This window comes from Arthrobacter sp. 1088 (assembly GCF_031455315.1).
Lineage (GTDB): Bacteria > Actinomycetota > Actinomycetes > Actinomycetales > Micrococcaceae > Arthrobacter.
Genome location: NZ_JAVDSM010000001.1, coordinates 601,808 through 624,398, shown reverse-complemented (window position 1 = coordinate 624,398; position 22,591 = coordinate 601,808). Strand labels below are relative to the sequence as shown.

The 22,591-nt window shown below is 62.8% G+C and carries 26 protein-coding genes and 1 tRNA gene; 9 read left to right on the top strand and 18 right to left on the bottom strand.

Annotation, left to right across the window (positions count from 1 at the left end):
* Positions 1–114: 114 nt before the first annotated feature.
* The 7 genes from J2Y41_RS02870 to J2Y41_RS02840 form a co-directional block, all read right to left on the bottom strand.
* Positions 115–1,074 (bottom strand): ABC transporter substrate-binding protein, encoded by a 960-nt coding sequence (locus J2Y41_RS02870; RefSeq protein WP_309925948.1) that lies wholly within the window; start codon positions 1,072–1,074, stop codon positions 115–117.
* Positions 1,071–1,817, bottom strand: a complete 747-nt coding sequence (locus tag J2Y41_RS02865) for an ABC transporter permease (RefSeq protein WP_224088222.1) — start codon at positions 1,815–1,817, stop codon at positions 1,071–1,073. The genes J2Y41_RS02870 and J2Y41_RS02865 overlap by 4 nt, the downstream gene beginning before the upstream one ends.
* Entirely contained in the window at positions 1,814–2,557 is a 744-nt protein-coding gene (locus tag J2Y41_RS02860) for an ABC transporter permease (protein ID WP_224164909.1), read from the bottom strand. The genes J2Y41_RS02865 and J2Y41_RS02860 overlap by 4 nt, the downstream gene beginning before the upstream one ends.
* The gene (locus tag J2Y41_RS02855) at positions 2,557–3,651 is read right to left on the bottom strand and encodes an ABC transporter ATP-binding protein (RefSeq protein ID WP_276573608.1); all 1,095 of its coding nucleotides are present in this window, start codon (positions 3,649–3,651) and stop codon (positions 2,557–2,559) included. Before J2Y41_RS02855 ends, J2Y41_RS02860 begins: the two co-directional genes overlap by 1 nt.
* A 97-nt stretch (positions 3,652–3,748) precedes the next feature.
* Positions 3,749–4,936 (bottom strand): ribosome small subunit-dependent GTPase A, encoded by a 1,188-nt coding sequence (gene rsgA, locus J2Y41_RS02850; protein ID WP_309925944.1) that lies wholly within the window; start codon positions 4,934–4,936, stop codon positions 3,749–3,751.
* Between the two features lie 224 nt (positions 4,937–5,160).
* Positions 5,161–5,613, bottom strand: coding sequence for an NUDIX hydrolase (locus J2Y41_RS02845; protein WP_309925942.1), 453 nt, complete (start codon positions 5,611–5,613; stop codon positions 5,161–5,163).
* 41 nt (positions 5,614–5,654) lie between these two features.
* Entirely contained in the window at positions 5,655–7,451 is a 1,797-nt protein-coding gene (locus tag J2Y41_RS02840) for a beta-galactosidase (protein ID WP_309925940.1), read from the bottom strand.
* Positions 7,452–7,501: 50 nt separating this feature from the next.
* On the opposite strand from J2Y41_RS02840, the gene J2Y41_RS02835 reads away from it, so the two are divergent.
* Positions 7,502–8,524, top strand: a complete 1,023-nt coding sequence (locus J2Y41_RS02835) for a pirin family protein (protein ID WP_309925937.1) — start codon at positions 7,502–7,504, stop codon at positions 8,522–8,524.
* Between the two features lie 8 nt (positions 8,525–8,532).
* Here J2Y41_RS02835 and J2Y41_RS02830 read toward each other — a convergent pair whose 3' ends face one another.
* Entirely contained in the window at positions 8,533–9,468 is a 936-nt protein-coding gene (locus J2Y41_RS02830) for a BadF/BadG/BcrA/BcrD ATPase family protein (RefSeq protein WP_309925934.1), read from the bottom strand.
* Between the two features lie 41 nt (positions 9,469–9,509).
* Between J2Y41_RS02830 and J2Y41_RS02825 the strand changes: the two genes are divergently transcribed.
* Positions 9,510–10,538, top strand: coding sequence for a nitronate monooxygenase (locus J2Y41_RS02825; protein ID WP_309925931.1), 1,029 nt, complete (start codon positions 9,510–9,512; stop codon positions 10,536–10,538).
* Here the strand turns inward: J2Y41_RS02825 and J2Y41_RS02820 are convergent.
* Positions 10,513–11,487: a LysR substrate-binding domain-containing protein gene (locus J2Y41_RS02820; RefSeq protein ID WP_309925997.1), complete on the bottom strand. Its 975-nt coding sequence runs from the start codon at positions 11,485–11,487 to the stop codon at positions 10,513–10,515. The two genes, J2Y41_RS02825 and J2Y41_RS02820, sit on opposite strands and share 26 nt — an antisense overlap.
* Positions 11,488–11,595: 108 nt before the next feature.
* Between J2Y41_RS02820 and J2Y41_RS02815 the strand changes: the two genes are divergently transcribed.
* A complete protein-coding gene (locus J2Y41_RS02815; RefSeq protein ID WP_309925928.1) occupies positions 11,596–12,819 on the top strand; it encodes an MFS transporter in 1,224 nt (407 codons plus the stop codon).
* A gap of 114 nt (positions 12,820–12,933) precedes the next feature.
* Entirely contained in the window at positions 12,934–13,440 is a 507-nt protein-coding gene (locus tag J2Y41_RS02810; RefSeq protein WP_309925925.1) for an Lrp/AsnC family transcriptional regulator, read from the top strand.
* A gap of 6 nt (positions 13,441–13,446) precedes the next feature.
* On the opposite strand, the gene J2Y41_RS02805 is transcribed toward J2Y41_RS02810, so the two are convergent.
* Positions 13,447–14,682, bottom strand: a complete 1,236-nt coding sequence (locus J2Y41_RS02805) for an MFS transporter (RefSeq protein WP_309925922.1) — start codon at positions 14,680–14,682, stop codon at positions 13,447–13,449.
* A gap of 187 nt (positions 14,683–14,869) precedes the next feature.
* Here J2Y41_RS02805 and J2Y41_RS02800 point away from each other — a divergent pair, with 187 nt between their 5' ends.
* From J2Y41_RS02800 to zapE, 4 genes are read left to right on the top strand one after another with little or no spacing between them, the layout of a single operon-like run.
* A complete protein-coding gene (locus J2Y41_RS02800; protein WP_396133431.1) occupies positions 14,870–15,340 on the top strand; it encodes an Lrp/AsnC family transcriptional regulator in 471 nt (156 codons plus the stop codon).
* A 47-nt stretch (positions 15,341–15,387) separates the two neighbouring features.
* Positions 15,388–15,813 (top strand): DUF1761 domain-containing protein, encoded by a 426-nt coding sequence (locus J2Y41_RS02795; protein WP_224164924.1) that lies wholly within the window; start codon positions 15,388–15,390, stop codon positions 15,811–15,813.
* 9 nt (positions 15,814–15,822) lie between these two features.
* Positions 15,823–16,818, top strand: a complete 996-nt coding sequence (corA, locus tag J2Y41_RS02790) for a magnesium/cobalt transporter CorA (protein WP_224164925.1) — start codon at positions 15,823–15,825, stop codon at positions 16,816–16,818.
* Entirely contained in the window at positions 16,815–17,990 is a 1,176-nt protein-coding gene (zapE, locus tag J2Y41_RS02785) for a cell division protein ZapE (RefSeq protein WP_309925920.1), read from the top strand. Before corA ends, zapE begins: the two co-directional genes overlap by 4 nt.
* 29 nt (positions 17,991–18,019) lie before the next feature.
* Here zapE and J2Y41_RS02780 read toward each other — a convergent pair whose 3' ends face one another.
* The 5 genes from J2Y41_RS02780 to J2Y41_RS02760 are packed head-to-tail and all read right to left on the bottom strand — an operon-like array spanning position 18,020 to position 20,249.
* Positions 18,020–18,550 (bottom strand): ferritin, encoded by a 531-nt coding sequence (locus J2Y41_RS02780; protein ID WP_224088238.1) that lies wholly within the window; start codon positions 18,548–18,550, stop codon positions 18,020–18,022.
* A gap of 45 nt (positions 18,551–18,595) precedes the next feature.
* Positions 18,596–18,967, bottom strand: a complete 372-nt coding sequence (gene crcB, locus J2Y41_RS02775) for a fluoride efflux transporter CrcB (RefSeq protein WP_309925919.1) — start codon at positions 18,965–18,967, stop codon at positions 18,596–18,598.
* Positions 18,964–19,392 (bottom strand): CrcB family protein, encoded by a 429-nt coding sequence (locus tag J2Y41_RS02770; protein WP_309925917.1) that lies wholly within the window; start codon positions 19,390–19,392, stop codon positions 18,964–18,966. Before J2Y41_RS02770 ends, crcB begins: the two co-directional genes overlap by 4 nt.
* Positions 19,382–19,888 carry a universal stress protein gene (locus J2Y41_RS02765; protein WP_224164930.1) on the bottom strand — a complete coding sequence of 169 codons (507 nt, stop codon included), beginning with the start codon at positions 19,886–19,888 and terminating at the stop codon, positions 19,382–19,384. The genes J2Y41_RS02770 and J2Y41_RS02765 overlap by 11 nt, the downstream gene beginning before the upstream one ends.
* A gap of 16 nt (positions 19,889–19,904) precedes the next feature.
* On the bottom strand, positions 19,905–20,249 hold the full coding sequence (locus J2Y41_RS02760) for a zinc ribbon domain-containing protein YjdM (protein ID WP_224164932.1): 345 nt from the start codon (positions 20,247–20,249) through the stop codon (positions 19,905–19,907).
* 202 nt (positions 20,250–20,451) lie between these two features.
* Here J2Y41_RS02760 and J2Y41_RS02755 point away from each other — a divergent pair, with 202 nt between their 5' ends.
* On the top strand, positions 20,452–20,655 hold the full coding sequence (locus J2Y41_RS02755; RefSeq protein WP_144648155.1) for a cold-shock protein: 204 nt from the start codon (positions 20,452–20,454) through the stop codon (positions 20,653–20,655).
* Positions 20,656–20,717: 62 nt separating this feature from the next.
* Here the strand turns inward: J2Y41_RS02755 and J2Y41_RS02750 are convergent.
* The 3 genes from J2Y41_RS02750 to J2Y41_RS02740 form a co-directional block, all read right to left on the bottom strand.
* Positions 20,718–20,790 (bottom strand) — tRNA-Ala (locus J2Y41_RS02750).
* Positions 20,791–20,827: 37 nt separating this feature from the next.
* Positions 20,828–21,628, bottom strand: coding sequence for an NAD(P)H-binding protein (locus tag J2Y41_RS02745; RefSeq protein ID WP_309925912.1), 801 nt, complete (start codon positions 21,626–21,628; stop codon positions 20,828–20,830).
* 6 nt (positions 21,629–21,634) lie between these two features.
* Complete coding sequence (locus J2Y41_RS02740) at positions 21,635–22,564, bottom strand: hypothetical protein (RefSeq protein ID WP_224091110.1); 930 nt, start codon at positions 22,562–22,564, stop codon at positions 21,635–21,637.
* Between the last annotated feature and the right edge of the window lie 27 nt (positions 22,565–22,591).

The window sequence follows — 22,591 nt, the reverse complement described above, 5'->3', positions numbered from 1 at the left end:
AATATGCCACACCGGTGATGGACTTCAGTTGAGACTTAACTCACAGATACGACGACGGCGGTGACAGACCCGCACGGGTCCGCCACCGCCGTCGTACGCGGTTTACGTCAGGCGCTACTTAACGATGCCCTTGTCTTTCAGCCATGCGGCCGCGGCATCCTTGGGGCTTTGCTTCTGGTCCCCGCTGACTGCCCGGTTCAGGTCCACAAGGTCATCGGTGGTCAGGATCCTGGACACATTGTTGAGCGCGTCCTTGGCCTTGTCCGTCATTTTGGCCTTGTTGTAGAGCGGCAATACCTGCTGGGCCTTGAAGTTGTTCTTGGGGTCTTCCAGGACCACGAGGTCGTTGTCAGCGATTGACGGTGTGGTGGTGTAGATGTCGGCCACCTGAACCTTGTCCTCCAACAGCGCTTGGAGCGTCAGGTTCCCGCCGCCGTCGTTGAATGGCTGCAGGCCCTTGAGCTCGCAGTTGTAGTTCTTCTTCAGCCCGGGGAAGCCATAAGCACGGGTCTCGAACGTTGCCGGGGCCGCCATCGTGAAGTCCTTGCAGACCTTGGCGAGGTCCTCGATGGACTTGAGCTGGTACTTTTCGGCAGTGGCCTTGGTGACCACCATGGCGTCCTTGGACTCCGCCTTTGCCGGATCAAGCACCGCCAGTCCCTCCGGAAGCTTGCCAGGAAGCGCCTTGTACACGTCCTCAGCCGAGACCTCCGTGGCCTCTGGATCAACATAGGAGAGCAGGTTGCCGGAGTAGTCCGGGACGAGGTCCACGGACCCGTCCTGGACAGCCTTGAAGTAGATTTCGCGCGAGCCGATGTTCGGCTTGGTAGTGGCCGTAACACCGGCCGCGTTCAGGGCGCCCGCATAGACCTCGCCAATCACCTGGCTCTCTGGAAAGTCGGCCGATCCAACCACAAGGGGCCCACTGGATCCGCTGGATCCACCGGGAGCAGAAGTGGACGGGGTGGCCAAAGGGCTGCCGCCGCACGCGCTCAAGGCGAGGGCCACACCGACGCCGGCCGCGAGGCCGCCGAGTCCACGGCGCGTAAGGGTCATGGGAACGGGATTTTTCATGGTGTACCTCCTTGAACGGCAGCCGCGGCGGGAGCTGCGGCTGTGAGATCGTCGGCCGCCGTGTGGCGTCCGCTTGAGTCGAGGGTGAGGCCGGGCGGGAGGACCAGCCTCTGCAGGGCGGCCAGAACGAGGTCCACCGCAATGGCAAGGGCAGCGATCAGCAGCGATCCACCAAGCATCCGCGGAAAGTCCTGCAGGACAAGCCCATCGAATAAATACCGTCCCAGGCCACCCAGCGGCAAGTACGCAACTACCGAAACGGTTGCAATCACTTGCAAAACAGCTGTCCGGATGCCACCGAACATCACCAGGAGCCCATTGGGGAGCTCAACACGGAACAGGATCTGAAGCTCCGTCATGCCCATGGCCCGGGCTCCGTCCACCACCGTGGCATCCACGCTGGAGATACCCGCATACGTCCCCGCAAGCAATGGTGGAACCGTGAGGATCACCAGGGCCCACACCGGCGGCATCAAACCGCTGCCGGCCAACAAGGCAAAGAGGACCAGCAGACCCAGAGTGGGCAGGGCCCGCAGGGCGCCCGCAATGGCCACGGCAACCACCCTGCCGCGTCCCGTGTGGCCAATGTAAAGACCCACAGGTACTGCAATGGCCGCAGCGATGAGGAGCACCAGCCCGCTGTACTGCAGATGCTCGGACAGCCGCGTGGGGATGCCTCCGCTTCCCGTCCAATGAATGGGATCCGTCAACCACGCAATGGTGTCCGTAAAAACGTTGCTCATGCCGATGCACCCGGATCCGGCCGTACTGGGGCGTGGGGCAGGTGTGGTCCGGTTTTCGGTTCAGTGAGCAAGGCGGTGCCGTTCTTGCGTTCGCCCGTGCCGCCGCCTGCCGCCCGTGTCCACGGAGTCAGGAGACGCTCCAGCACCACAAGGACTGCATCCATCAGCAAGGCGAGGATAAGGATGGCGATGATGCCAACCACTACTTCGGTGACGAAGGTCCTCTGCAAACCATCGGTGAACAGGATTCCGAGGTTGCCGACTCCCAACAGGGCAGCAACGCTGACCAGCGAGATGTTGCTGACTGACACGACGCGGAGCCCGGCGAAAAGGACCGGCAGTGACAGCGGGAGGTCCACCTGGAAGAAGCGGGCCGAGGGCTTGAAGCCCATGGCCACGGCAGCGTTGCGGAGATCGTCGTCAACGGAGTCGAACGCATCCATGGCGGCACGGACCAGCAAGGCCACCGCATAGATCGTCAAGGCGACCACGACGTTGAGGGGATCCAGGATCCGCGTGCCCAGGATGGTGGGCAGGATGATGAAAAGCGCCAGGGACGGGATGGTGTAGAGCAAGGACGTCGCCGTGGCCACCACAGACCTCAGGGTACTGTTCCGCCGGGCGAGCTGCGCCAGGGGAATTGAGATCACCAGCCCAAGCAGCATCGGGATGAGTGCGAGCACAAGGTGCTGGCCGGCCAAGCCGAGAACCAGGCCAATGTTCGCCAGGAACCACTCCATCAGGTGGCGTCCTCCCTGTGGCGGCGGACTTCCTCGATCAGGGCAAGGACTTCCGGCGCCTTCAAGACCCCGGCTACCCTGCCGTCGTCGTCCACGGCAACGCCCAATCCCGATGGCGAGGACAACGCCGAATCCAGCGCCCGGCGCAAAGTGTCTCCCTTATGGAAGAGGGAACCTCCGGGGACCAGCCCGGCACCGTCCCGGGGTGAGGACCACCCGAGGGGACGTGATTCGTCGTCCACCACCAGCGCCCACTCCCCCGAACGGCGTCCGGCGTTTTGGCCCTCGGTTTGTCCCACCATGGTGACGGGGTGGAGTCTCACGGAGTCGGCGACGTCGAAGGCAAGGTGGCGGAAACCACGGTCCCTGCCCACGAAGGAGGCCACGAAATCGTTGGCCGGTGCCCGCAGGATTTCTTCCGGGGCGGCATACTGGGCAAGCTTGCCGCCAACAGCAAAGACTGCCACTTTGTCGCCCAACACCGTGGCCTCGTCAATATCATGCGTGACAAACACGATGGTTTTAGCCAGCTCGCGCTGCAGGCGCAGGAGTTCCTGCTGGAGTTCATCGCGGACCACCGGGTCAACGGCGCTGAAGGGCTCGTCCATCAGAAGCACCGGCGGGTCGGCTGCGAGCGCGCGTGCCACTCCCACGCGCTGCTGCTGACCGCCTGACAGTTGCGAGGGATACCGTTTGCCGAGCACCGAAGCCAGCCCAACGACGTCGAGAAGTTCTGCGGCACGTTTGCGCGCATCCGCTTTGGATACGCCGTTGAGCCGCGGAACCGTAGCGATGTTATCCAAAACGGACCGGTGCGGAAGCAGCCCGGAGGACTGCATGACATAGCCCATGGAGCGGCGAAGCTGCGCTGCCGGCACTGTGGAGACATCCTTGCCTGCCACCGTGATGGTGCCCGAACTTGGTTCCACCATGCGGTTGATCATGCGCAGGGACGTCGTTTTGCCACAGCCCGAGGGACCGACGAGGACGGTGATGGCCCCCTTGTCGATGGACATGGTCAGGTTGTCGACGGCCGGCTGGCCGCCTTGGTATTGCTTGGTCACGCTCTGGAACTCAATCATGGCTTCTGCCATACCCGGGCCTATCTTCGGCGGACGATCTTCACCCAGCGTAGCCAGCACCACCGACGATGTCAGCGACGCCACGTATTCCGTAATGAATCGGCAATGTTCAGCGTTTGCGTCGTTTGCCGCCCTTTGCTGCGCGTTCCTGGGCTTGATCGTGCCGGTGTCTTTCCGCGGCACGCTGTCCCCTGTCCGCCGACATCACCTTTTGATGCCATTCGCGCTGATAGGCCCGCCTGGCTGCGGCATCGTGTTTCCGGTTCAGGGCCGCCAGTTCGCGTTGCAGTTTGAGGTAGCTGCCCCACCGGCGCTCGTCCAGGGTTCCGTCGGCGAGCGCCTCCAACACGGCGCACCCCGGCTCGGCTTGGTGAGAGCAATCGGCGAAGCGGCATCCGGCGAACAGCCCCTCAAGGTCGCCGAACATCTCCTCCATTCCGTCTTCGGCGTCGAACAGCCCAAAGCCACGGACACCTGGAGTGTCCATGAGCACGGCACCGCCTGCCAAGGGGACCAGTTCCCGGGAGGTAGTGGTATGCCGCCCCTTGCCGTCACCGGCACGCACCTCACCCGTTGCCTGGAGATCGCGTCCGGCGAGGGCGTTGATGAGCGTGGATTTGCCGGCACCCGAAGGGCCGAGCAGCACCAGCGTAGCCCCATCCGGGATGTGCTGCCTGAGGTCCTCAATGCCGTCGCCCTGCTCTGCTGACGTGGTGACCACCTCCACGCCGGCAGCCTGGAGGATGACTTCACCTACGACGTCGTCTGCCAGGTCCGCCAGGTCGGCTTTGGTAATGACGACCAGCGGAGTTGCGCCGGAATCCCATGCGGCCACGAGCGTCCGCTCCAGCCGGTTATGGGTAAGAGGCCGGTCCACGGGAACCACTACCGCCACGATGTCGATGTTGCTGCCCAGGATTTGTTCTTCGGAGGATGCCTCGAAAGCGCGCTTTCGGCTCAGGGCCGAATGCCGGGGAAGAACCTCGACGACGGATGGCTCACCGGCGCTGTTATGCCCCAGCCACACCCAGTCACCAGTGGCGGGCACCAAACCATGCCCGGGATAGGGAAGATGGAGCAGGCCGCTGCTCGAGGCTACGAGCACACGGTTCCTGTCGAGGCGGACTACCCGTGCCGGAGTGTTGTGGCTGGTGTGGCCGTCCGTAGCCGGGTTGGCGCGGAAGAGTTCAGCGGTGCTTTCGGTATAGCCGTAGTCTGTTGGGCCTTGGAGACGGTGGCCGTCGACTGCGTCGCTGAAACTGTTTTTTGGGTCGCTTGAAGAAGCGTAAGTATTCACGTTTGGTACCTCTGCTGAGGCCCGGCCGCCTAGCCTTGGCTGGCTGATGCCGGGACAGGAATGGTGGTGTGATGACGGTGCGCCGCGCGTGGGTGCGGGGCGCGCAGGATTATGGCAATCATCAGTTCCACCTCCTCAGCATCCGGGCCGGCAGCTGGCGGGCCGGCAACGTTCTACAGCGTAGCCAAGCCACTGGGCCTTTGGCTAGGTCTTTTGGGAGGCCTTTAGTCGAGCTTCCCGTCGGCTGGCCGCTCATTGTGCAGACGTATTGCCACGTCCACCAGGGAGACCCGGTTGAGTTTGCCGATATCTTCCAGGGGAATCCACGCCGCATGGGTAGTGCTGCCATCCACCTCGTGCGTCAGCTCGCCACCGACGATCGTGGCCTCGTAGACCAGCCGGAGCGCCTGGAAGTCCCGCAGCGTACCGTCCTGCCCGGCTTCCGCGGGCCAGTGTCCGACGTCGATGCCCAGCATGCGATCGATGCGGGCCTCATAACCGGTTTCTTCATAGACCTCGCGGCGGCATCCGTCCACGGGATGCTCCGCAAGGTCCAGTCCGCCACCCGGCAGAGTCCAGCCTTCTTTGCCGTCCTGCTTCCAGTAGGCGAGAAGAATCCGGTCCTCCTGAATGATGATGGCGTAAGCGGCGGGGCGGGTGTCGAACTCCAGGGTCATGGTGCCAGCTTAGTAGGCAGCTACTTCCCAGCCGGTCTGCACTAAGGCAATTCGGCCGCCATGATCGGCCCGGCTTCTTCCGGGCCGAGGTCCGGTCCTTCGCGGAGCTCGACGACGGTCCCCGCTTCGGCGAGCTCCAGCACCTTGATGCTGTTGAGGCCACGCTTCACTAGAGGCGCCGGGGCATACAGGGTTACCTGGGGCCCTTTGTCCCAGTACCGGCCCAACAGGAAGCCGTTGAGCCAGACGAAGCCCTTCCCGGAACCAGGGAGCGCAATATATGTATCCGCCGGTTCCGCAACCTCGAACTGCGCTCCGGATAGTCCCTCGAGCTCCTCTGCCGCCCATTCCGCCAACGGTACTGGCGTTTGCGTCCAGTGGAAGGTGTAGCGCTGGTTGATCAGGACACCGCCCTGGATTCCTTTGCCATGCCCGGTCAGGGGACCATAGTTGATGCGGCCCAGGTTCTCCACGAGGATCTCCAGCTTGGCCGGGACGCCGGCTCCGGTGACAGCCAACCCTTCGGCCCCGTTCACATCGTCCAGGACCCCGGCAAACTGACCATCCACCCAGATGTAGGCACGGTCATTCAACCCTGTGATTTTGAGGCGGCTCTCCACTGGAGCCCCGGGGCGTCCCGGGAGAGTCGCCTCGGCCGCATAAAGGACCATGCCGGCGTCGAGTCCCAACTGTTCAAAAGTGAGCGGTTTGACGCTGGTAACCGGCTTGCCCGAATCGCGGACGAGCTCCAACAGGTCCCGGCCTTCCGTCAGGGCCAGGGACTGCGCTGGAAGGACCGGGGCGTCCGTGAGCAACCCGGCAGGCAGTTCAGGAAGGTCCTCGATGCCCTGGGCGCGGTAGAACTCCTTGCGGAAGGCATGGAATTTTGGCGTTAATGCTCCGTTCTCGGCAATGGGGGCATCGGAGTCGTAGCTGGTGACCGTCGGCTGGAGCATGATGCCATCGTGGTTGCTGCCGGATCCCAGGCCAAAGTTGGTGCCTCCATGTGCCATGTAGACGCACACCGATCCACCAGCATCGAGCATCTTCCGTGCTTCCGCAGCGGCGTCGTGGGCGTCGCGGCGGTGGTGGTGTTCGCCCCAGTGGTCAAACCAACCACCCCAGAATTCGACATTGAAGAACGGCTCTTCCGGTCGGCGCCTCTGCCATGTTGCGATGGCCTCGTCACCCCGGCTTCCCAACGTGGCTGTCGCCCAGGTCCCCTCGACGGAGCCGCCGTCGAGGAAGTAGTCGGTGCCGCCGTCGGCGGTGAACAGCAGCTCAGTGACCCCGCGCTCCTCCAAAGCACGGCGGTTCCAGCGGATGTACTCGTGGTCGTCGCCGTAGCTGCCATATTCGTTCTCAATCTGGACGGCGACGACCGGGCCACCCGCCGATGCCTGCCGTGAGGCGACCTGCGGGAGAAGGTGATCGAACCACTCCTCGATCGCGGCCGTAAACTGTGGATCCATGCACCGCAGGCCGATCCCGGGGATTCCGGTGAGCCAGGCCGGGAAGCCGCCGTTGTCCCACTCCGCGCAAATGTAGGGGCCCGGCCGGACAATGACGTCCAAACCTTCCTCCGCTGCGAGATCGATGAAACGGCCAATGTCCCGCCAGCCTGTAAAGTCCGGCGCCTCTTCGCGCTTAGGCTGGTGGAAGTTCCAGGCGACGTAGGTGTCAACAGTGTTGGCGCCCATGGCCTTAAGCCGACGTAGCCGGTCCTGCCACAAATCGGGGTGAACCCGGAAGTAGTGGATGGCTCCCGCAAGGATGCGATACGGTTCACCCGAACGGTAGAGGACGGCGTCGTGGTAGCTCAAAAGGGCGTTGTTCACACGGAACAGATTAGCTCAATTTCCAACATTTATGCACAGGTGATGAACACATGACCAATCTTGATACTTCGCCGGCGGAACAAGTCTGCCCCGCCGCCCATGAAGGACAAGGCCCGTGCGTGCAGTTATGGCCCGAGCGTGAAGTTCCGCTGGGCGGCGTCCGTGCCATGAACGTGTTCCGCACGTTGCCCCAGCGCGGTTTGCCCACCGTTGGCGCTTGGTGCTTCCTGGACCGTTTTGGGCCGGACCGTGTGGCAATGAGCGTTCTCCCCCACCCCCATTGCGGTCTCCAGACGGTGACATGGCCGCTGGAAGGGGCCGTTAGGCACCGCGACAGCGTGGGAAGCGATGTTGTGGTCAAACCCGGTGAACTGAACATCATGACCGCCGGCCACGGAATCTCGCATTCGGAATTCTCGGTCCTGCCTGCGGCTACGGTGGCCGGAACGGATGACGGGATTCCCATGTCGCGGGGACTCCAGTTGTGGGTTGCACTCCCCGACGAGCACCGGCACCGCGAACCGTCCTTCGAGCAACACAGCGAGCTTCCAGTCGCTGTTGGCGAAGGCTACACGGCAACCGTGATGGTGGGTGAATTCGCTGGCCAGCGCTCACCTGCCACGATGTTCAGCCCCATCGTTGGTGTGGACATCACCGGCGCAGGTACGCTCCAGCTTCCGCTTCGACCCGAGTTTGAGCATGCAGTGTTGGTGCTGGACGGGCACCTGGTCATCGACGGCGAAGACATCGAACCAGGCCCCTTGGCCTACCTGGGTGCCGGCAGGCACAACCTGATCGTGGAGGCCCAACCGGATACCCGTTTCATGCTTTTGGGTGGCGAACCGTTCGGGGAAGACCTCTTGATGTGGTGGAACTTCGTGGGACGCACGCATGAAGAAGTGGAAAAAGCGCGTCTGGAATGGGAAGCCGAAGGCCTGCTCGACGACGACGCCGCCGCCACGTCACGCTTCGGCTTGGTCCAGGGCCATGGTCCTGACGCAGGACCGGAAGCCGGACGCATCCCCGCGCCGCCACTTCCGGGCGTTAAGCTCCGGCCCCGTACCAGGGGCTGAGTCAAGCGCTACGCCCGCTGCTCGGCCACAAGCCGGGGGACGCCGAACACAGGGTCCTGTTGGAGAATCCGGACATCGACGATACCCTGCTCGGCCAGCCGCGCCTTGAATGATTCCTGCAGGCGGCGGACGTTCATGCCCAGTCCACTGCCCAGAATCACGGGACCGTCCAAGCCCAGTTGTCGAACGACCTGCTCGGCCAGGTCAGCCAGGTCCTTGCCCGCCTGGTCCACCAGCCTGGCGCTGGTTTGATCACCGGCGTCCGCAGCCTCGACGACCAGCCGCGCTTGTTGCGCCCAATAACGGCGACCGGTTTCCGGGGAGTGGAACAAGGCGATCAGTTTGCCAGGCTCCTCCACTCCACAGGAGTCCAGCAAGGCACGGCTCAGGGTGTCCGGCTCAAGTCCCTGGTTCATCCGCCGCAAGCTGTGGCGGACGGCTTCGCGACCCAGCCAGTAGCCGCTTCCCTCGTCGCCCAGAAGATAACCCCAGCCTCCGGCGCGGGCTTCCTCACCGGCCGCGTTCCGTCCCCACGCGGCAGAACCGGTTCCGGCAATCACCGCGACGCCTGTGCTTGCTCCCCCTGCCGCCAGAAGCAGCCTGGAATCGTGAACCACGGTGATGCGCGCCCCGGGGACGTGTGGGGAGATCAAGTCGGCGAGCGCTTGCGCGTCCTCATCGGTATCAATTCCTCCGGCGCCAGCGTAAACCTGGTCAATGTCACCGCCGCCGATCTTTGCGAAGAGTTCGGCGAGATTTGCCATGGCCTGCTCGCGGCTCACATTCTGCACATTGGAGCTTCCGGCGCTTTCGTCCAGGACGGGAACGCCGTCTTCGAACCTCACGCCGCGCGTTTTCGTTCCGCCGATATCCAGCCCGATCACGGTACCGGTGAGTGCCTCCGTGGACGCGTGGGAATGCATGGCAGAGTCAAGATTGTTCACCGTGAAAGACTAGCTTGGAGCGCCCCGAGGAGAAACTGCACATGTCGCATTCCCTGTTTGATACGCCTTTCATTGCAGCGCCCATGGCTGGTGGAACGTCCACTCCCGCACTCGTGCAGGCAGTCCAGGCCGGCGGAGGCTTGGGTTTTCTGGCGGCCGGCTACAAAAGTCCCGAGGCCATGGCAGCCGAGATCGCAGCAGCGCGTGCCATGGGCATCCGGTTCGGAATGAACGTTTTTGTACCGGACACGCTGCAACTCTCCCCGTCCGCCGGGGCGCGCGCGAGGCTGGAGGCGTACCGGACGGAACTTGAAGCAGAGGGCGCCCGCTACGGCGTGGCAATCCCAGCCCTCCGATTTGACGACGACGACGCCTGGCAGGACAAAATCGACGCGCTGATCGCGGATCCTGTGGAGTTCGTCAGCTTCGTCTTCGGGCTTCCGGGACGCTCTGTGGTCAAGGCCCTGCAGAAGGCCGGAACTGCTGTCATCTCCACTGTGACCAGTGTCGCCGAGGCCCTTGCGGCCGCCGAGGAAGGCCCGGATGCCCTTGCGGTGCAGCACAGTTCTGCAGGAGCACACAGTGCGACGTTCCTGGCGGCCGACCCGGGAGAAAGCAGCACGACGGCGGGTCTCATCGCCGAGGTGCGTACCGCCGTCGACCTTCCGCTGATTGCGGCCGGTGCGGTGAGCGACGGTACAGCGCTTCGCGAAGTCCTGGCTGCTGGTGCGTCAGCCGCGCAAGTTGGTACGGCGCTGGTACGAACGGAGGAAAGCGGAGCCCGGCAACCGCATAAAGATGCCCTGGGCGACCCGCGCTTTACGGAGACGGCCAGGACCCGGGCCTTTACGGGACGATACGCCCGTTCACTGGTCAACGCGTTCGTTCGCGATCACGCGGACGCGCCAGAGGGTTATCCGGCAATCCACCACCTGACGGCGCCGATCCGGGCAGCAGCATCGGCGGCGGGTGATCCTGACCGCCTCAATCTGTGGGCAGGCACTGGTTGGCGATCAGCAAAGGAAGGATCCGCAGTGGATGTTGTCAGGGGTTTCCTGAGCGGGCTCTGACAAGCTCGGCCAGCAATGCTTCGCCCTCCGTTACCACCAGCTCACGGAACAGCCTGACGGCGTCGGGTTCGAAGGTGCGCTCCCGCCATGCCATGCCGATTTGCCGGAACGCAAGGTCGGATTCGATGGGAACTTCCACAAGTCCCAACTCAGCCCCTGGCAGGAACTGGCCAGTTCCGGAGCCGGGCCCGGCGGGAGGCAGGATGCAGAAGCCCAGCCCGGCCGCCACCAGCCCCCTGGCAGTGTGGGATTCCTGGACTTCAAAGGCGGTCCGCGGACGGAAGCCCGCTTCGCGCAACAGCGCTTCGCCCAAGGCCCGGAGCCCGACGCCAGCCGGCAGCGTCACATAAGGGTCATGCCGCAGCTCGGACAGGTGCACGCTGGGGCGGCCCGCGAGTGGGTGCCGATAATGCAGCACCACACGCAGTGGCTCCCTGTAGAGGGGCAGGGAGTGGATGCCCCTGCCTTCCGGGGCGATCGGTGCAGTGAGGGCGAAATCTGTATCGCCCCTGGCTAGTTCGTCCAGGCAGTCGTCGCGCGGACCCTGCCGTAGCTCGAAGACCGTATGCGGATGCCTGCCCCGGTACGCGCTGATGAGCAGGGGCAGAGTCGCTTCACCGAACGTGTGCTGGAACGAGATGCCGATGCGTCCCCTCACCACCTCCGATTCGTGCCTGACCCTGTCCAATCCGGCTTGGAAGTCTTCCAACGCTGCTTCGATGTAGGGCAGCAACGTCCTTGCCGCCGGAGTCAGTCGGATGCCACGCCCGTCACGAACAAGAAGATCCATCCCCACAATCGCGCTTGCCCTCGCCACTGCACGACTCACCGTGGACTGGGGGACGCCGAGGAGCTCGGCCGTCTCCGTCATATGCTCCGTCCGGCCCAGTTCTGCCAGGACGGGAAGCAGCGGCAGGAGCTGCACAAGCTGTTGGTGATCAGGTTCCATGTGCCTGCCGTTCCGCTCCAGCATCAGTAGGACAATCATGCAGTTTTGCATGAATCATAAGCGAATGATGCATTGGATCACCCAATCCGGGAAGCCTAATCTGGGCCAGTGACTAAAACAGCCGTGAGCGTTACACCATGGGAAGGACACGCCAAGGGTTCCCGTGGCTATCGACGCGTGCTTGCCGCGTTGGCTTTGGCCGGGGTTGCGACGTTCGCCCAGCTGTACTCAACCCAGGCAGTCCTGCCACTGATGGCCGCCGACCTCCGAATTTCCGCAGCTGAAGCCGCACTGAGTATCTCGCTGGCCACCGTTGGACTTGCCGTCAGCGTCCTGCCGTGGTCCTTCGTGGCAGACAGGATCGGCCGGGTTCGTGCAATGGCCATCGGCATCGGAGCTGCGACGGTGCTGGGGCTGGTTGTTCCACTGGCGCCGACTGTTCCACTGGTTCTGGGACTGCGGACTCTTGAAGGCATGGCCCTGGGCGGAATCCCAGCCATAGCCATCGCGTACCTGAACGAAGAAGTCACAAAAATCCACACGGCGTTGGCGGCCGGAAGCTACGTTGCCGGAACCACGCTCGGCGGACTGGCCGGACGCTTGGTCGCGGGTCCAGTGGGAGAACTCTGGGGGTGGCGGGCAGCCGCGCTGGCAGTGTCCTTGCTGGCCACCGTCTCGGCGGTACTGTTCGTGGTGCTGGTTCCCAAACAGCGTCGCTTCATGCCCGCGCCGGCCAGTGGATTCCGAGGAGCCTTGCGCACGCTGGGGAGCCATTCCAGAAACCCCAAACTGTTCTCCCTTTACCTTCAGGCATTCCTGCTCATGGGCGGATTTGTCGCTGTCTACAACTACCTCGGGTTCCGGCTCCATGCGGCACCATTCGGGCTTCCCACGACGGTGGTGAGCCTCATTTTCCTGGCCTATCTGTCCGGAACCGTAAGCTCCCGGTGGGCGGCCGGACTCACCACGCGCTTCGGGCGGCGCAACGTCCTGCTCTTTGGGATTGTCATGATGATCACGGGCCTCGCCCTGACGTTGGCAGAGAACCTCGTGGCAACGTTGATCGGCCTCGTGGTGTTTACTGGAGGCTTTTTCGCAGCCCACAGCGTGGGCTCCGGCTGGACCGGTGCCATCGCCACAACAGGACGCGCCCAAGCGGCATCGCTCTACAACCTCTCCTACTACTTGGGGTCCAGTGTCATCGGCTGGGCGGGAGGCCTGGCTTACCAGGCGTTCGGGTGGCCGTCTTTGGCCTGGAGCGTCATGGCGCTTGCCTTCACGACGGCGGTAATCACCGCCGTCGTGCATCGCTCACCGACCCCGCAAGAATAATCCACGCTGTACCGGGTCGACCCTAGGCAAATATTCGGGAACAACGGGCGGGAACGAATGGATGGCCAGGATTTCAATGATTATGATGAATGAAAGGCAATTTCAGGAGGATCCGTGAGCAACCCCGCGAAGAATGTTCGGACACATTCAGGCAGCGCCGAGCCGCTGGACGCTATTGATGAACGAATCCTCGCCGCCCTGGTAGAGGACGCCCGCATCTCCAACAAACAATTGGCGGAACTCGTGGGAATCGCTCCCTCCACTGCTCTGATGCGGACCAGGGCCCTGTCCGAACGCGGGATCATCGAAGGCTTTGAGGCGATCCTCAGCCTGCCGGCGATCGGCCGCTCAGTGCAGGCGCTCATTGCTGTCCGTCTCCGCGCCCATGATAGGGACCAGATCGACCGCTTCACCGCACGCGTCCCTAAGCTGCCGGCGGTGATCTCCACCTTCCACACCACCGGCTCCGTGGATTATCTTCTGCACATTGCCGTCGCCAACACCGACGACCTCCGCAACTGGCTTCTCGATAACCTCGCTACTGATCCGGTGGTCGGACACACGGAAACCACCATGGTCTTCCAGCACATCCCCGGAAACCGAGGTCCGCTTCCCGAGTAGCCCGGCTCAGGCGCGCAGGGCGCCCCGGACTGATGCCGCAGCGAGCGCCAGCGCCGCAACCCCGCATAGCACCGTAAAACCAACGACGGCGGTCTGCAAGCCCAACGCCGACACCGCCAGTCCCAAGCCAATCACCGGAACCGCGCTTCCCAGATAGGTGATGACGTACACCGTACTGATGACCTGCGCATGCCGGGCCGCCTCTACCTTCCCGGCGACGTCGTTGAACACCTGACGGAACGCGATGCCCTGCCCTGCACCGGCGGTCACGCTGGCGGCCACCAGCACCAACGGGCTCGACCAAGCGGCGGCAGCTCCCACCAGGACTATGGAGACGCCCAACACCGCCAGGGCAACGGGGACCAGGTAGCGTCCGCGTACTCCCACCAACTGGCTGAGCGCCGATGCGCCCAAGGTCACCCCCGCCGTCAGCCCGACAAGGGGCCTGGAATCGGCATGCACCACCGTTGCGAAATATCCCGGAGCCAGCGACAAACAGAAGCCAAAGACTGCGAAGCTTAGGAAGCCCACCGCGGATGCCATCCAAAAGGCACCGCGTGCATGACTGGAAATAGCGGGCTTTCGTGGAGCGAGAACCTTCAGCGCCGGCTTTCCCGCAGCGGGGGCAATCGCGGGCCTTGCCTTGAGTAGCCACAGTGGAATGAGCGCGGCGAGAAGCACCCCGGAGTGGATGAAGTAGGGCGTTCGAGTAGGGTCCGGAAGCAGCGACAGGAGACCACCGATTGCGGGTCCGGCAGCCACGCCACCAGCCGAGGAGAGCAACGTGAAGCGCGAAGCCCAGTCAGGCCTCTGGGGCAACAGTTCACGCAGGGCTGCGGAGCTGGCCCCGGTGGCCAGCCCTACTGCCACACCTTGGAAGGCCCTGCCGAGGGACAGCATGCCAAGGCTGTCCGCATTCGCGAAGATGATGCCACCCAGCAATCCCATGACGACGGCAAGCACCAGTGCCGCCCGCCTTCCAATGTGATCGGACCAGTGCCCCGCCACCATGAGAACCACAACCAGCGCCACAACGTAGCTCGCAAAGGCAACCGTGACGTCCAAGGGGGACATCCCCAGCCTGGCCTGCAGCAAAGGATACAGAGGTGTGGCCAGGTTTGCGCCCACCAGCAGGGTGAAGATCACGATGCCGGCCAGGACCAACCTTGCAGTGGTGGTGGCATCCCAACTCCAGGCTCCGGCTTTGGCCGGACGCATGCGGAGTTCGCTCAAGACAGTCATTTCCGTGCCCTTGATTCGGGGCTGCGCGCGGGGTCCTTGTGGGATGGAGGACGCAGCCAGGTTTCGGTAGCAACAGATTGCCGTAGACCTGCGCTCGACGAAGCAGAAACGTGGGAGAATTGAGCAAAATAGTCAAACTATTGTTGTCTCAGTGAGCCGGAGTGACCATTTGAATACCTTGGACCCCATGGACTTGAAGATCCTTCTGGAACTCATCAAGGATCCCCGCATCCAAATCGCCGAGCTCAGCGACTCACTCGGCATCGCCCGCAATACTGCGCAGAGCCGCCTTAAGCGGCTGCTTCGGTCCGGGGTCCTTCAGGCAGCAGGCCGTGAAGTGGACCTGGAAAAGGTGGGGTACGACGTCGTAGCTTTCATCACCATCGAAGTGACGCACCGCGAACTCGATGGCGTCATCGGTGCCCTGCGGCTGATTCCACAAGTGCTGGAGGTCCACGAAATCTCCGGACGTGGAGATCTCTGGTGCCGCGTGGTGGCAACCGATACGCATAACCTGCAATCCGCGTTGAGGTCCGTCCTGCGTACCAAGGGCGTCATCCGAACAGAAACTGTCCTGGCGCTCCACACACATATCCCCTACCGCACGGAGCCTTTGATGGAAAGGTTGGCCGGTTCCACCAACACGCGGTCAGCATGAGCGCTTGAACGCGATTCCAGGGGTCGCACCCGATTAGGCTTTTGTCCATGGATTGGCTCTCACACATATTGCAGATCAACTGGCTCGCCGTTCTCCTGGCCTTCATTTCAAGCATGGTGATCGGCTTCGTTTGGTACATGCCGGCCGTCCTTGGGCGCAGGTGGATGCAAGCGATCGGCAAAACCGAAGAGGACCTTAAGAACATCGATGGTGGAGCCGGCATCTGGATTCCCATGATGCTTGCCGCCGCGCTCACCAGCATTCTGCTGGCCATCCTGATCAGTGCCCTGGAGCTCAACACGTTCCTGGCAGGTGGCTTCTTCGCCCTCATCCTGGCTTTGGTCTTCCGTGCCGGAGGACATGTCATCCACAATGGTTTCGCGGGGCGTCCCTCGGAGGTGACCGTTATTGATGCGGGGCACGATATCCTCGCCATGACCGTTGCCGGCGCCATCATCGGTGCCATGCAGTAGCGTTCACTCGTGACCATCATTGATAACGCCGTCTATGTAGAAGGCGTACGCACAGCCACCCCACGTAACCTTGAGCAGACTTTCGAGACACTCTCGGAGCAAGGTGGCATGGCGTGGATCGGTCTCTACCGGCCCACCCGGGACGAAATGACCGCTGTCGCCCATGAGTTCGGCCTCCACGAACTCGCCGTGGAAGACGCCGTTTCAGCGCACCAGCGGCCCAAACTGGAGCGCTACGACAACAACCTCTTCACAGTCCTGCGACCCGCCCGCTATCTGGATGCTTCCGAGACGGTGGAGTTCGGCGAGCTGCACATCTTTACAGGTCCCAATTTCGTAGTGACCATCCGCCATGCCGAGACCGGCGGAGTTGCGCGTGTCCGCCACCGTTTGGAGCAGCGGCCGGACCTCCTGCGGCATGGACCGGAAGCGGTGCTCTACGCCCTCCTGGACCAGGTGGTGGACGATTATGCACCTGTCGTTGCCGGGCTCGAGAACGACATCGACGAAATTGAGGACCAGCTCTTCAGCGGCGATACAGCAGTGTCCAGGCGGATCTATGAACTTGCCCGTGAAGTCATTCAATTCCAAAGGGCCATCCAGCCTCTTCCGGACATCATGGTGCTGCTTGAGAAGGGCTTCGAGAAATACGGCGTGGACATCGAGCTCCAGCGCTCCCTCCGTGACGTAGAGGACCACGTCCAGCGCGTCATCTCCAGGGTGAACTCCTTCAGGGATCTCCTGCAGAACGCCCTGACCCTCGACGGCACCCTGACAGCAAACCGCCAGAACGAGGCGAGCGCTGCCCAGAACGAACAGGTCAAGAAGATTTCCTCGTGGGCCGCCATTCTGTTCGCGCCCTCCTTTGTGGCAGGTGTTTACGGCATGAACTTCGACCACATGCCGGAGCTGCACTGGGACTTCGGCTATCCCATGGCCATCGGACTCATGTTCGGAGCAGCACTGCTCATGTATCTCATCTTCAAGCGGAAAGGCTGGCTGTGACGCCCCCATTCCTCCCGCAACCGGGGAGCCTCCCGCACCGGGGAAGACAGGGCAACCGGGAAACTGTCCTGGCGCTCGTGGAGGGCATCACGCACGACGCCGGACGGCTGGGTTTCCAGCTTGAGCCCAGCCAGCATGAAGCAGCGCAGCGGTTGGCGTCCTTTGGTGCAGAGGTAACTGCCCGCCGTCGAGCGCGTCAGCGAAGGACGCCGCGAAGTATCTATCTTCACGGACCTGTGGGTCGCGGCAAAACGTGGCTCATGGACAGTTTCCACGACAGGCTCCGCGCCCGGAAACGTCGCGTCCACTTTCATGATTTCTTCCGAGGGCTCCACGCCGGGACCCGCCGTTCCGGTTCCGCGGATGGAACAGCCATCCAGCACTCGGTGGATGTGCTCCTGGCGGACATCGACGTCCTGTTCTTCGATGAGTTCCATGTCCATGACGTTGGGGATGGGATGTTTATCGCGCGATTGCTGCGAACCGCGGCGCAGCGCCGGATTCCCTTGGTGGTGACGTCCAACTACGCCCCGGACGATTTACTGCCCAATCCGCTGTGGCACGACCATTTTGTGCCCACCATCGAAGCCATCAAAGAGATGATGGATATTGTGGAGGTCAATGGCCCCGCCGATTTCCGGCGGTTTCCTGCAGCAGGTTCCCAACCCAGCGCCGCGCCCAAAGCCTTTAGCTCTGGCCGGATCATCACACCGGGGACGCCCAAACAACTGGGACGGTTGGGGCTCTTCCGGCCATCGGTATCCCAAAGCCGCGTCCTGACCCCAACAACGCAGCCGATCGTGGTCAAGAACGCTGACCGGGACCTGCTCTGGGTGGGGTTTCCGGAATTGTGCGCAGGGCTGACCTCCACTGCGGACTTCCTGGCCTTGGCGCACAGTTTCAAGACCTGGGTCATCGACGACGTTCCCTCCCCTGCCGGGAGCGACCCTGCTTCCGCGCCCGCATGGCAGCGATTCAGCAATGCCGTGGATGTGCTTCACGATCAGGACATCACACTGTTCCTGATCGGCGCCGGACCCCTGGACTGGGACGCGGAGCCCTCCGGCAGCGTCCCTCCCGTGGATCTGGCCCGCATTGCCAGCCGCCTGTCCCTGCTGGGCAGGTCCGACCCCGACGATGCCCTGGCAATCGAAGAGGCCGCCGGAAGCTGAGCTTCGGGCGGCCCCTTGGTTTTTTGCAGCTAGATCGCGCCGCCGGCAGCGGACGGTGCACTGGAATCATGCCCGCCATCGCCAACGCTCTCACGCGCAACGTAATTCTCGATATCGAAGAGGTTCTCCGCCCGCTCCGTGATGTTGAGAAGCGTGGTCATGGAGGCAACTTCCTCAACCTGTTCCTTCAGGAACCACAGCATGAACTGCTCGCCCAAGGCGTCGCCCTCAGCACGGGCCGCGCGGAACATCTCCTCGATGTTGCGCGTAACTTCCCTTTCCTGCTCAAGGGCCAAAGCGATAGGTTCCTTGGCGTTGGTGAAGTTGTTGCGGACCGGGGCGATGCCCGGGATCTCGACGGGCACGTTGCGGTCCAGCATGTACTGGACCATCATCATGGCGTGATTGCGCTCCTCGAGGGACTGGCGGTAAAAATGCCGGGCAAGCTGCGGCAAGTCCTGACCGTCAAAATACACGGCTACTGCAATGTATTGCTGGGAGGCCGCAAACTCATTGGCGACCTGAACGGACAACAGCTCATTGAATGTCTTGTTAGCCATGGCACCGATCCTACAGCCGGGCCAAGACAGCCAGACAGTCTTCTTTTAAGCCAGCAGCAGAGCGAACCAAACACCGGCCGCGGCAGCCGCGACGCTAACGGCCATGGAACCCAATCCGTTGACGAGCGCCAGCCCCATCCGCCCGCTCTGCACCAGCCTGATGGTCTCCAGACTTGCCGTGCTGAAGGTGGTGTAGCCGCCCAGGAAACCAGTGCCGAGGATGAGTTGAAGGGATTCAGGCGCCTGCCCGTCCATCACCAGGCCTGCCAGGAACCCCAGGAGCAAGGAACCGGAAACATTGATGAAAATGGTGGCCCATGGCAGGGCAGTACGTACGCGTGCCCGGATGAGCCCGTCCAGCATGAACCTAACAGCCGCGCCCAGTCCTCCCGCGAGGGCCAACAGGATGACTGTCATTTCGCACGCCTGTGATGCCATGCGGCGAACCAGATTCCCGCCATGGTTGCGAGCGCCCCACCCAGCAGGCTCAGGCCCAGATAACCCAGGGCAGCAGTCGTGTCACCTGAAGTGAACAGGTGCACCGCATCCAATGCGAGCGTGCTGTACGTGGTGTAGGCACCCAGGAAGCCCGTACCCAAGGCGAGGCGCAACGCCCGGCGACGGCCGACGTCGGGCCCCCTCCTGGCAAGTCCCTCCAGCAAAGCGCCCAGGGCCAAAGCGCCGGAAAGGTTGATCAGAAGGGTGGGCAACGGCCAGGATCCTGGCGAAGGAATCATAAGTCCGAGGCCGTAGCGGGCGAGTGCCCCGAACACGCCACCCGCGGCCACAATTCCGATGAACCCCCAGTGAAGATGGACGGGACGCCTGGCGTCAGTCGTCATCATCCACCGGGACGCGTGGCTCCACGGGTACAACCAACACAGGGCGATCCTGTCGGTGGAAGAGCTGACGGGCAATGGAGCCCGCCGTCAGCTCTTTGATAGCCGAACCGAGCTTGCGGTCCCTGGAGCCCACCACAATCATGGACGCGCCGATATCTTCGGCCTCACGGGCCAGTGCCCGTGCCGGTTCCCCTGCCAGGGAGACGATGGACCAGCTCAAGTCAGCTTCGGCCAACTGGGTGGCAATAGCTGTCCGCAAGGATTCCGGGACGTTCTCGGCATCATCGTCCACGCCGTCGGGATCAATCGGAGCAGACGGCCCGCCCGTGGTTCCATCCACGGGATAAACGGTCACATCAACGAAGGCGCACACCAACGGCAGTCCGGCGCTAAGCGCCACCTCGGCGGCACGCTCTACGACGACGGGACGCTGCCCGGGCATGACGCCTACCAGGATGGGGCCGATGAGGGCTTTGGGTACTGGGGTCCCCGTCATCGTAAAGCGCCTCCCGTCAGACTTTCTTCACAACGCTGGACTTGAGCTGCATGGGGCCGAACCCGTCCACCTTGCAATCAATATCGTGATCCCCCACGCCGTCGACCAGCCGGATGTTCCGCACTTTGGTGCCGACCTTGATGGCCGTGGCGCTGCCCTTCACTTTGAGGTCCTTGACCACTGTGACGGTGTCACCGTCACTCAGGATGTTGCCCACCGCGTCCTTGATGACATTCCCTTGCTCGTCGCTCCCGCTCATTGGTGACCATTCGTGGGCACATTCAGGGCAAACCAACAGCGCGCCCATCTGGTAGGTGTATTCACTGGAGCATTCGGGGCACGGAGGCAGGGAGTCGTTCACAGGGTAATTCTAAGGGGGCATCCACCGCTGGCCGGCCCTTCCAACCACGGCCCGGAAGCCTACCCCGGCACAAGGACATTATGAAAGGCGCGGCAGAATCTGTTGCCCCATGTCAGATCGACACATAGGCTCAATAATGTGAGTGGCGGGGACGGTGATCCGACAAGCGGTACCGACCAGCTACCCGTGAAGGAAAACAAGCATGGCTACAGGCACAGTGAAATGGTTCAACGCTGAAAAGGGCTTCGGATTTATTGCCCCGGACGACGGTGGACCGGATGTATTCGCCCACTATTCAGCAATCACGTCCAGCGGATACCGTTCCCTGGACGAGAACCAGAAGGTCCAGTTCGACATCACCCAGGGCCCCAAGGGACCTCAGGCGGAGAACATCCAGCCCCTCTAAACTCCCACAAAAAACCGGCCAGGCATGTTGTGCCTGGCCGGTTTTGTTGTTGCCGGAATCCGTGGAGCTAAGGGGATTTGAACCCCTGACCTCTTCGATGCGAACGAAGCGCTCTACCAACTGAGCTATAGCCCCTGGGCACGGCGTCTACGGCCGGGCCAGTGTCCTTAGGCTACAAAGTTTCCGACCGCTTTTCCAACCACGACACGAACGTTTCAGTGCCATACCTTTGCTCGGGCATGAGGTTGAGTCCCGCACGCAGGTAGGCGCCCATGGCGCCCGGGAGCGGGACTTCCAGAACCTTGCCCCGCGCGCCGGTAATGGCTTTCCATGACTCCGCCATGTCCTTCATGGCCAGCACTTCGGGCCCGCCAATGGTCCTGACGCGATGCCGCTCGGGAGAAGGCACCTCCAGCGCAGCTTCCAGCAATGCAGCGGCGGCTTCCCTGGGTGAAATCGTTTGGAAGCGCACTCCCTTGAATGCCGGAATCAACCGCACTTTTGCGCCTGCAGCAAAGATCATTTCCACCAGGCTGTGGAATTGTGTGGCCCTGATAACCACCGTATCCAGTTTGGCCCTCGCATAGACCCGTTCCTTGTCTGCCTTGGAAACGTAGAAGGAATACGTGCTCTGGTCACAGTTGATAATCGACAAGGCCACAGCCTTGCGCACCCCTGCCCGGTGAGCCGCGTCAAGAAGACGAGCGCCGCCGTCGGCGAATTCCTTTTGGGCTTTCCCGAACCGGCCTTCAAGGCAATCAATAACGACGTCGGCACCCGCCACCGCGGCCGCCAAACCATCACCCGTGGTGACGTCGCCGGCAAAGTAGGCCGCGCCGTCATGATGCTTCTCCGAACCGGCCGGCGGCACGTGGCGACTCAGGGCGGAAACCGTGTGCCCGGCGTCGAGCGCCTGGCGAACAACTTCACGGCCAACCTGGCCAGTGCCACCCGCAACACAGAGCGCGGTCATGCCGGGCTATGCGCGGCGACGCTGCAGGACATCGTCCAGATTGCTCAGGGCACTCTGTCCCTTCGATGCAGTTCGCACCTGCGCAACTGCTGCGGCCTCCGCCTGCTCAACACTTTGCTTTAGCACCGGCTTGCCCACAGGCTTGGGAGCTTCAGGAAGATCCAAGGGCTCCGGAGCGGGGCGCGGCGCCTTGGCGGCACCAACGTAGGTGGGCTTGGGAACCTCAACCGGTTCCCAGCTGGCATCTTCGGAACCAGCGGACTTGTCGCCAACAGAGTTGCTGCCGGCGGACTTGTCCCCAGCTGACTTGTCCCCAGCTGCCAAGGCAACAGCCAAGGCAGCCTGGCGTAGTTCCACGGCGGAAAGGCGTGCGGCCTCGGACTTTCCGGCCTCGGCGTCGAAAACCCGTGTTTCCTTGGCTTCGACAGGCGGTTCCTTAGGCAGGTACCGCGCGGGTGTCTGGATGGGCACCACCGGCGCAGCCCGACGCGCCCGGCGTTCGCGGAGATCCCGGAGGGCGAGCCGCCGCAAAGTCACCACGGCAAGTACCGAACCCGCGAACGACACCAACGGCAGCCAGACAGTACCCGTACCGAACAGCCGCAGCACGCCCGAAACAATGGCAGTCAGCAATAAAGCAAGGCCGGCCAAGGCCAGAGTGAGCCGGGCATAACGGATCGTAAAGGGAGTTGTGGGTGGCTTCCTGGCAGACGACTCAGCCACGCGGGATTCCTGCGGCGACGCCGGTGCTTTGCTGTGCATGGTCTCCATCGGTTTCTCCTGCCGGGGTGCCAAAGTCAGTACCACCCCTGCCTGCGTTTCGTCTGGTTCGTCGTCAAATGCCTCTGCTGAAACAGCGGCCGCCTGGACCTGCTGCCGTCTGTTCCGAAGAACGTAAGGAGCGACCCATACCATCCAAAGCGCGACAGTGACCACGAGTATCACTGAGCTGCTGAGAGGGAA

Coding starts and splice junctions, on each gene's coding strand:
- J2Y41_RS02870 (WP_309925948.1), bottom strand. CDS start 1,074: ATGAAAAATCCCGTTCCCATGACCCTTACGCGCCGTGGACTCGGCGGC.
- J2Y41_RS02865 (WP_224088222.1), bottom strand. CDS start 1,817: ATGAGCAACGTTTTTACGGACACCATTGCGTGGTTGACGGATCCCATT.
- J2Y41_RS02860 (WP_224164909.1), bottom strand. CDS start 2,557: ATGGAGTGGTTCCTGGCGAACATTGGCCTGGTTCTCGGCTTGGCCGGC.
- J2Y41_RS02855 (WP_276573608.1), bottom strand. CDS start 3,651: ATGGCAGAAGCCATGATTGAGTTCCAGAGCGTGACCAAGCAATACCAA.
- J2Y41_RS02845 (WP_309925942.1), bottom strand. CDS start 5,613: ATGACCCTGGAGTTCGACACCCGCCCCGCCGCTTACGCCATCATCATT.
- J2Y41_RS02835 (WP_309925937.1), top strand. CDS start 7,502: ATGACCAATCTTGATACTTCGCCGGCGGAACAAGTCTGCCCCGCCGCC.
- J2Y41_RS02825 (WP_309925931.1), top strand. CDS start 9,510: ATGTCGCATTCCCTGTTTGATACGCCTTTCATTGCAGCGCCCATGGCT.
- J2Y41_RS02820 (WP_309925997.1), bottom strand. CDS start 11,487: ATGGAACCTGATCACCAACAGCTTGTGCAGCTCCTGCCGCTGCTTCCC.
- J2Y41_RS02805 (WP_309925922.1), bottom strand. CDS start 14,682: ATGACTGTCTTGAGCGAACTCCGCATGCGTCCGGCCAAAGCCGGAGCC.
- J2Y41_RS02800 (WP_396133431.1), top strand. CDS start 14,870: ATGGACTTGAAGATCCTTCTGGAACTCATCAAGGATCCCCGCATCCAA.
- J2Y41_RS02795 (WP_224164924.1), top strand. CDS start 15,388: ATGGATTGGCTCTCACACATATTGCAGATCAACTGGCTCGCCGTTCTC.
- J2Y41_RS02780 (WP_224088238.1), bottom strand. CDS start 18,550: ATGGCTAACAAGACATTCAATGAGCTGTTGTCCGTTCAGGTCGCCAAT.
- crcB (WP_309925919.1), bottom strand. CDS start 18,967: ATGACAGTCATCCTGTTGGCCCTCGCGGGAGGACTGGGCGCGGCTGTT.
- J2Y41_RS02770 (WP_309925917.1), bottom strand. CDS start 19,392: ATGACGACTGACGCCAGGCGTCCCGTCCATCTTCACTGGGGGTTCATC.
- J2Y41_RS02765 (WP_224164930.1), bottom strand. CDS start 19,888: ATGACGGGGACCCCAGTACCCAAAGCCCTCATCGGCCCCATCCTGGTA.
- J2Y41_RS02755 (WP_144648155.1), top strand. CDS start 20,452: ATGGCTACAGGCACAGTGAAATGGTTCAACGCTGAAAAGGGCTTCGGA.
- J2Y41_RS02745 (WP_309925912.1), bottom strand. CDS start 21,628: ATGACCGCGCTCTGTGTTGCGGGTGGCACTGGCCAGGTTGGCCGTGAA.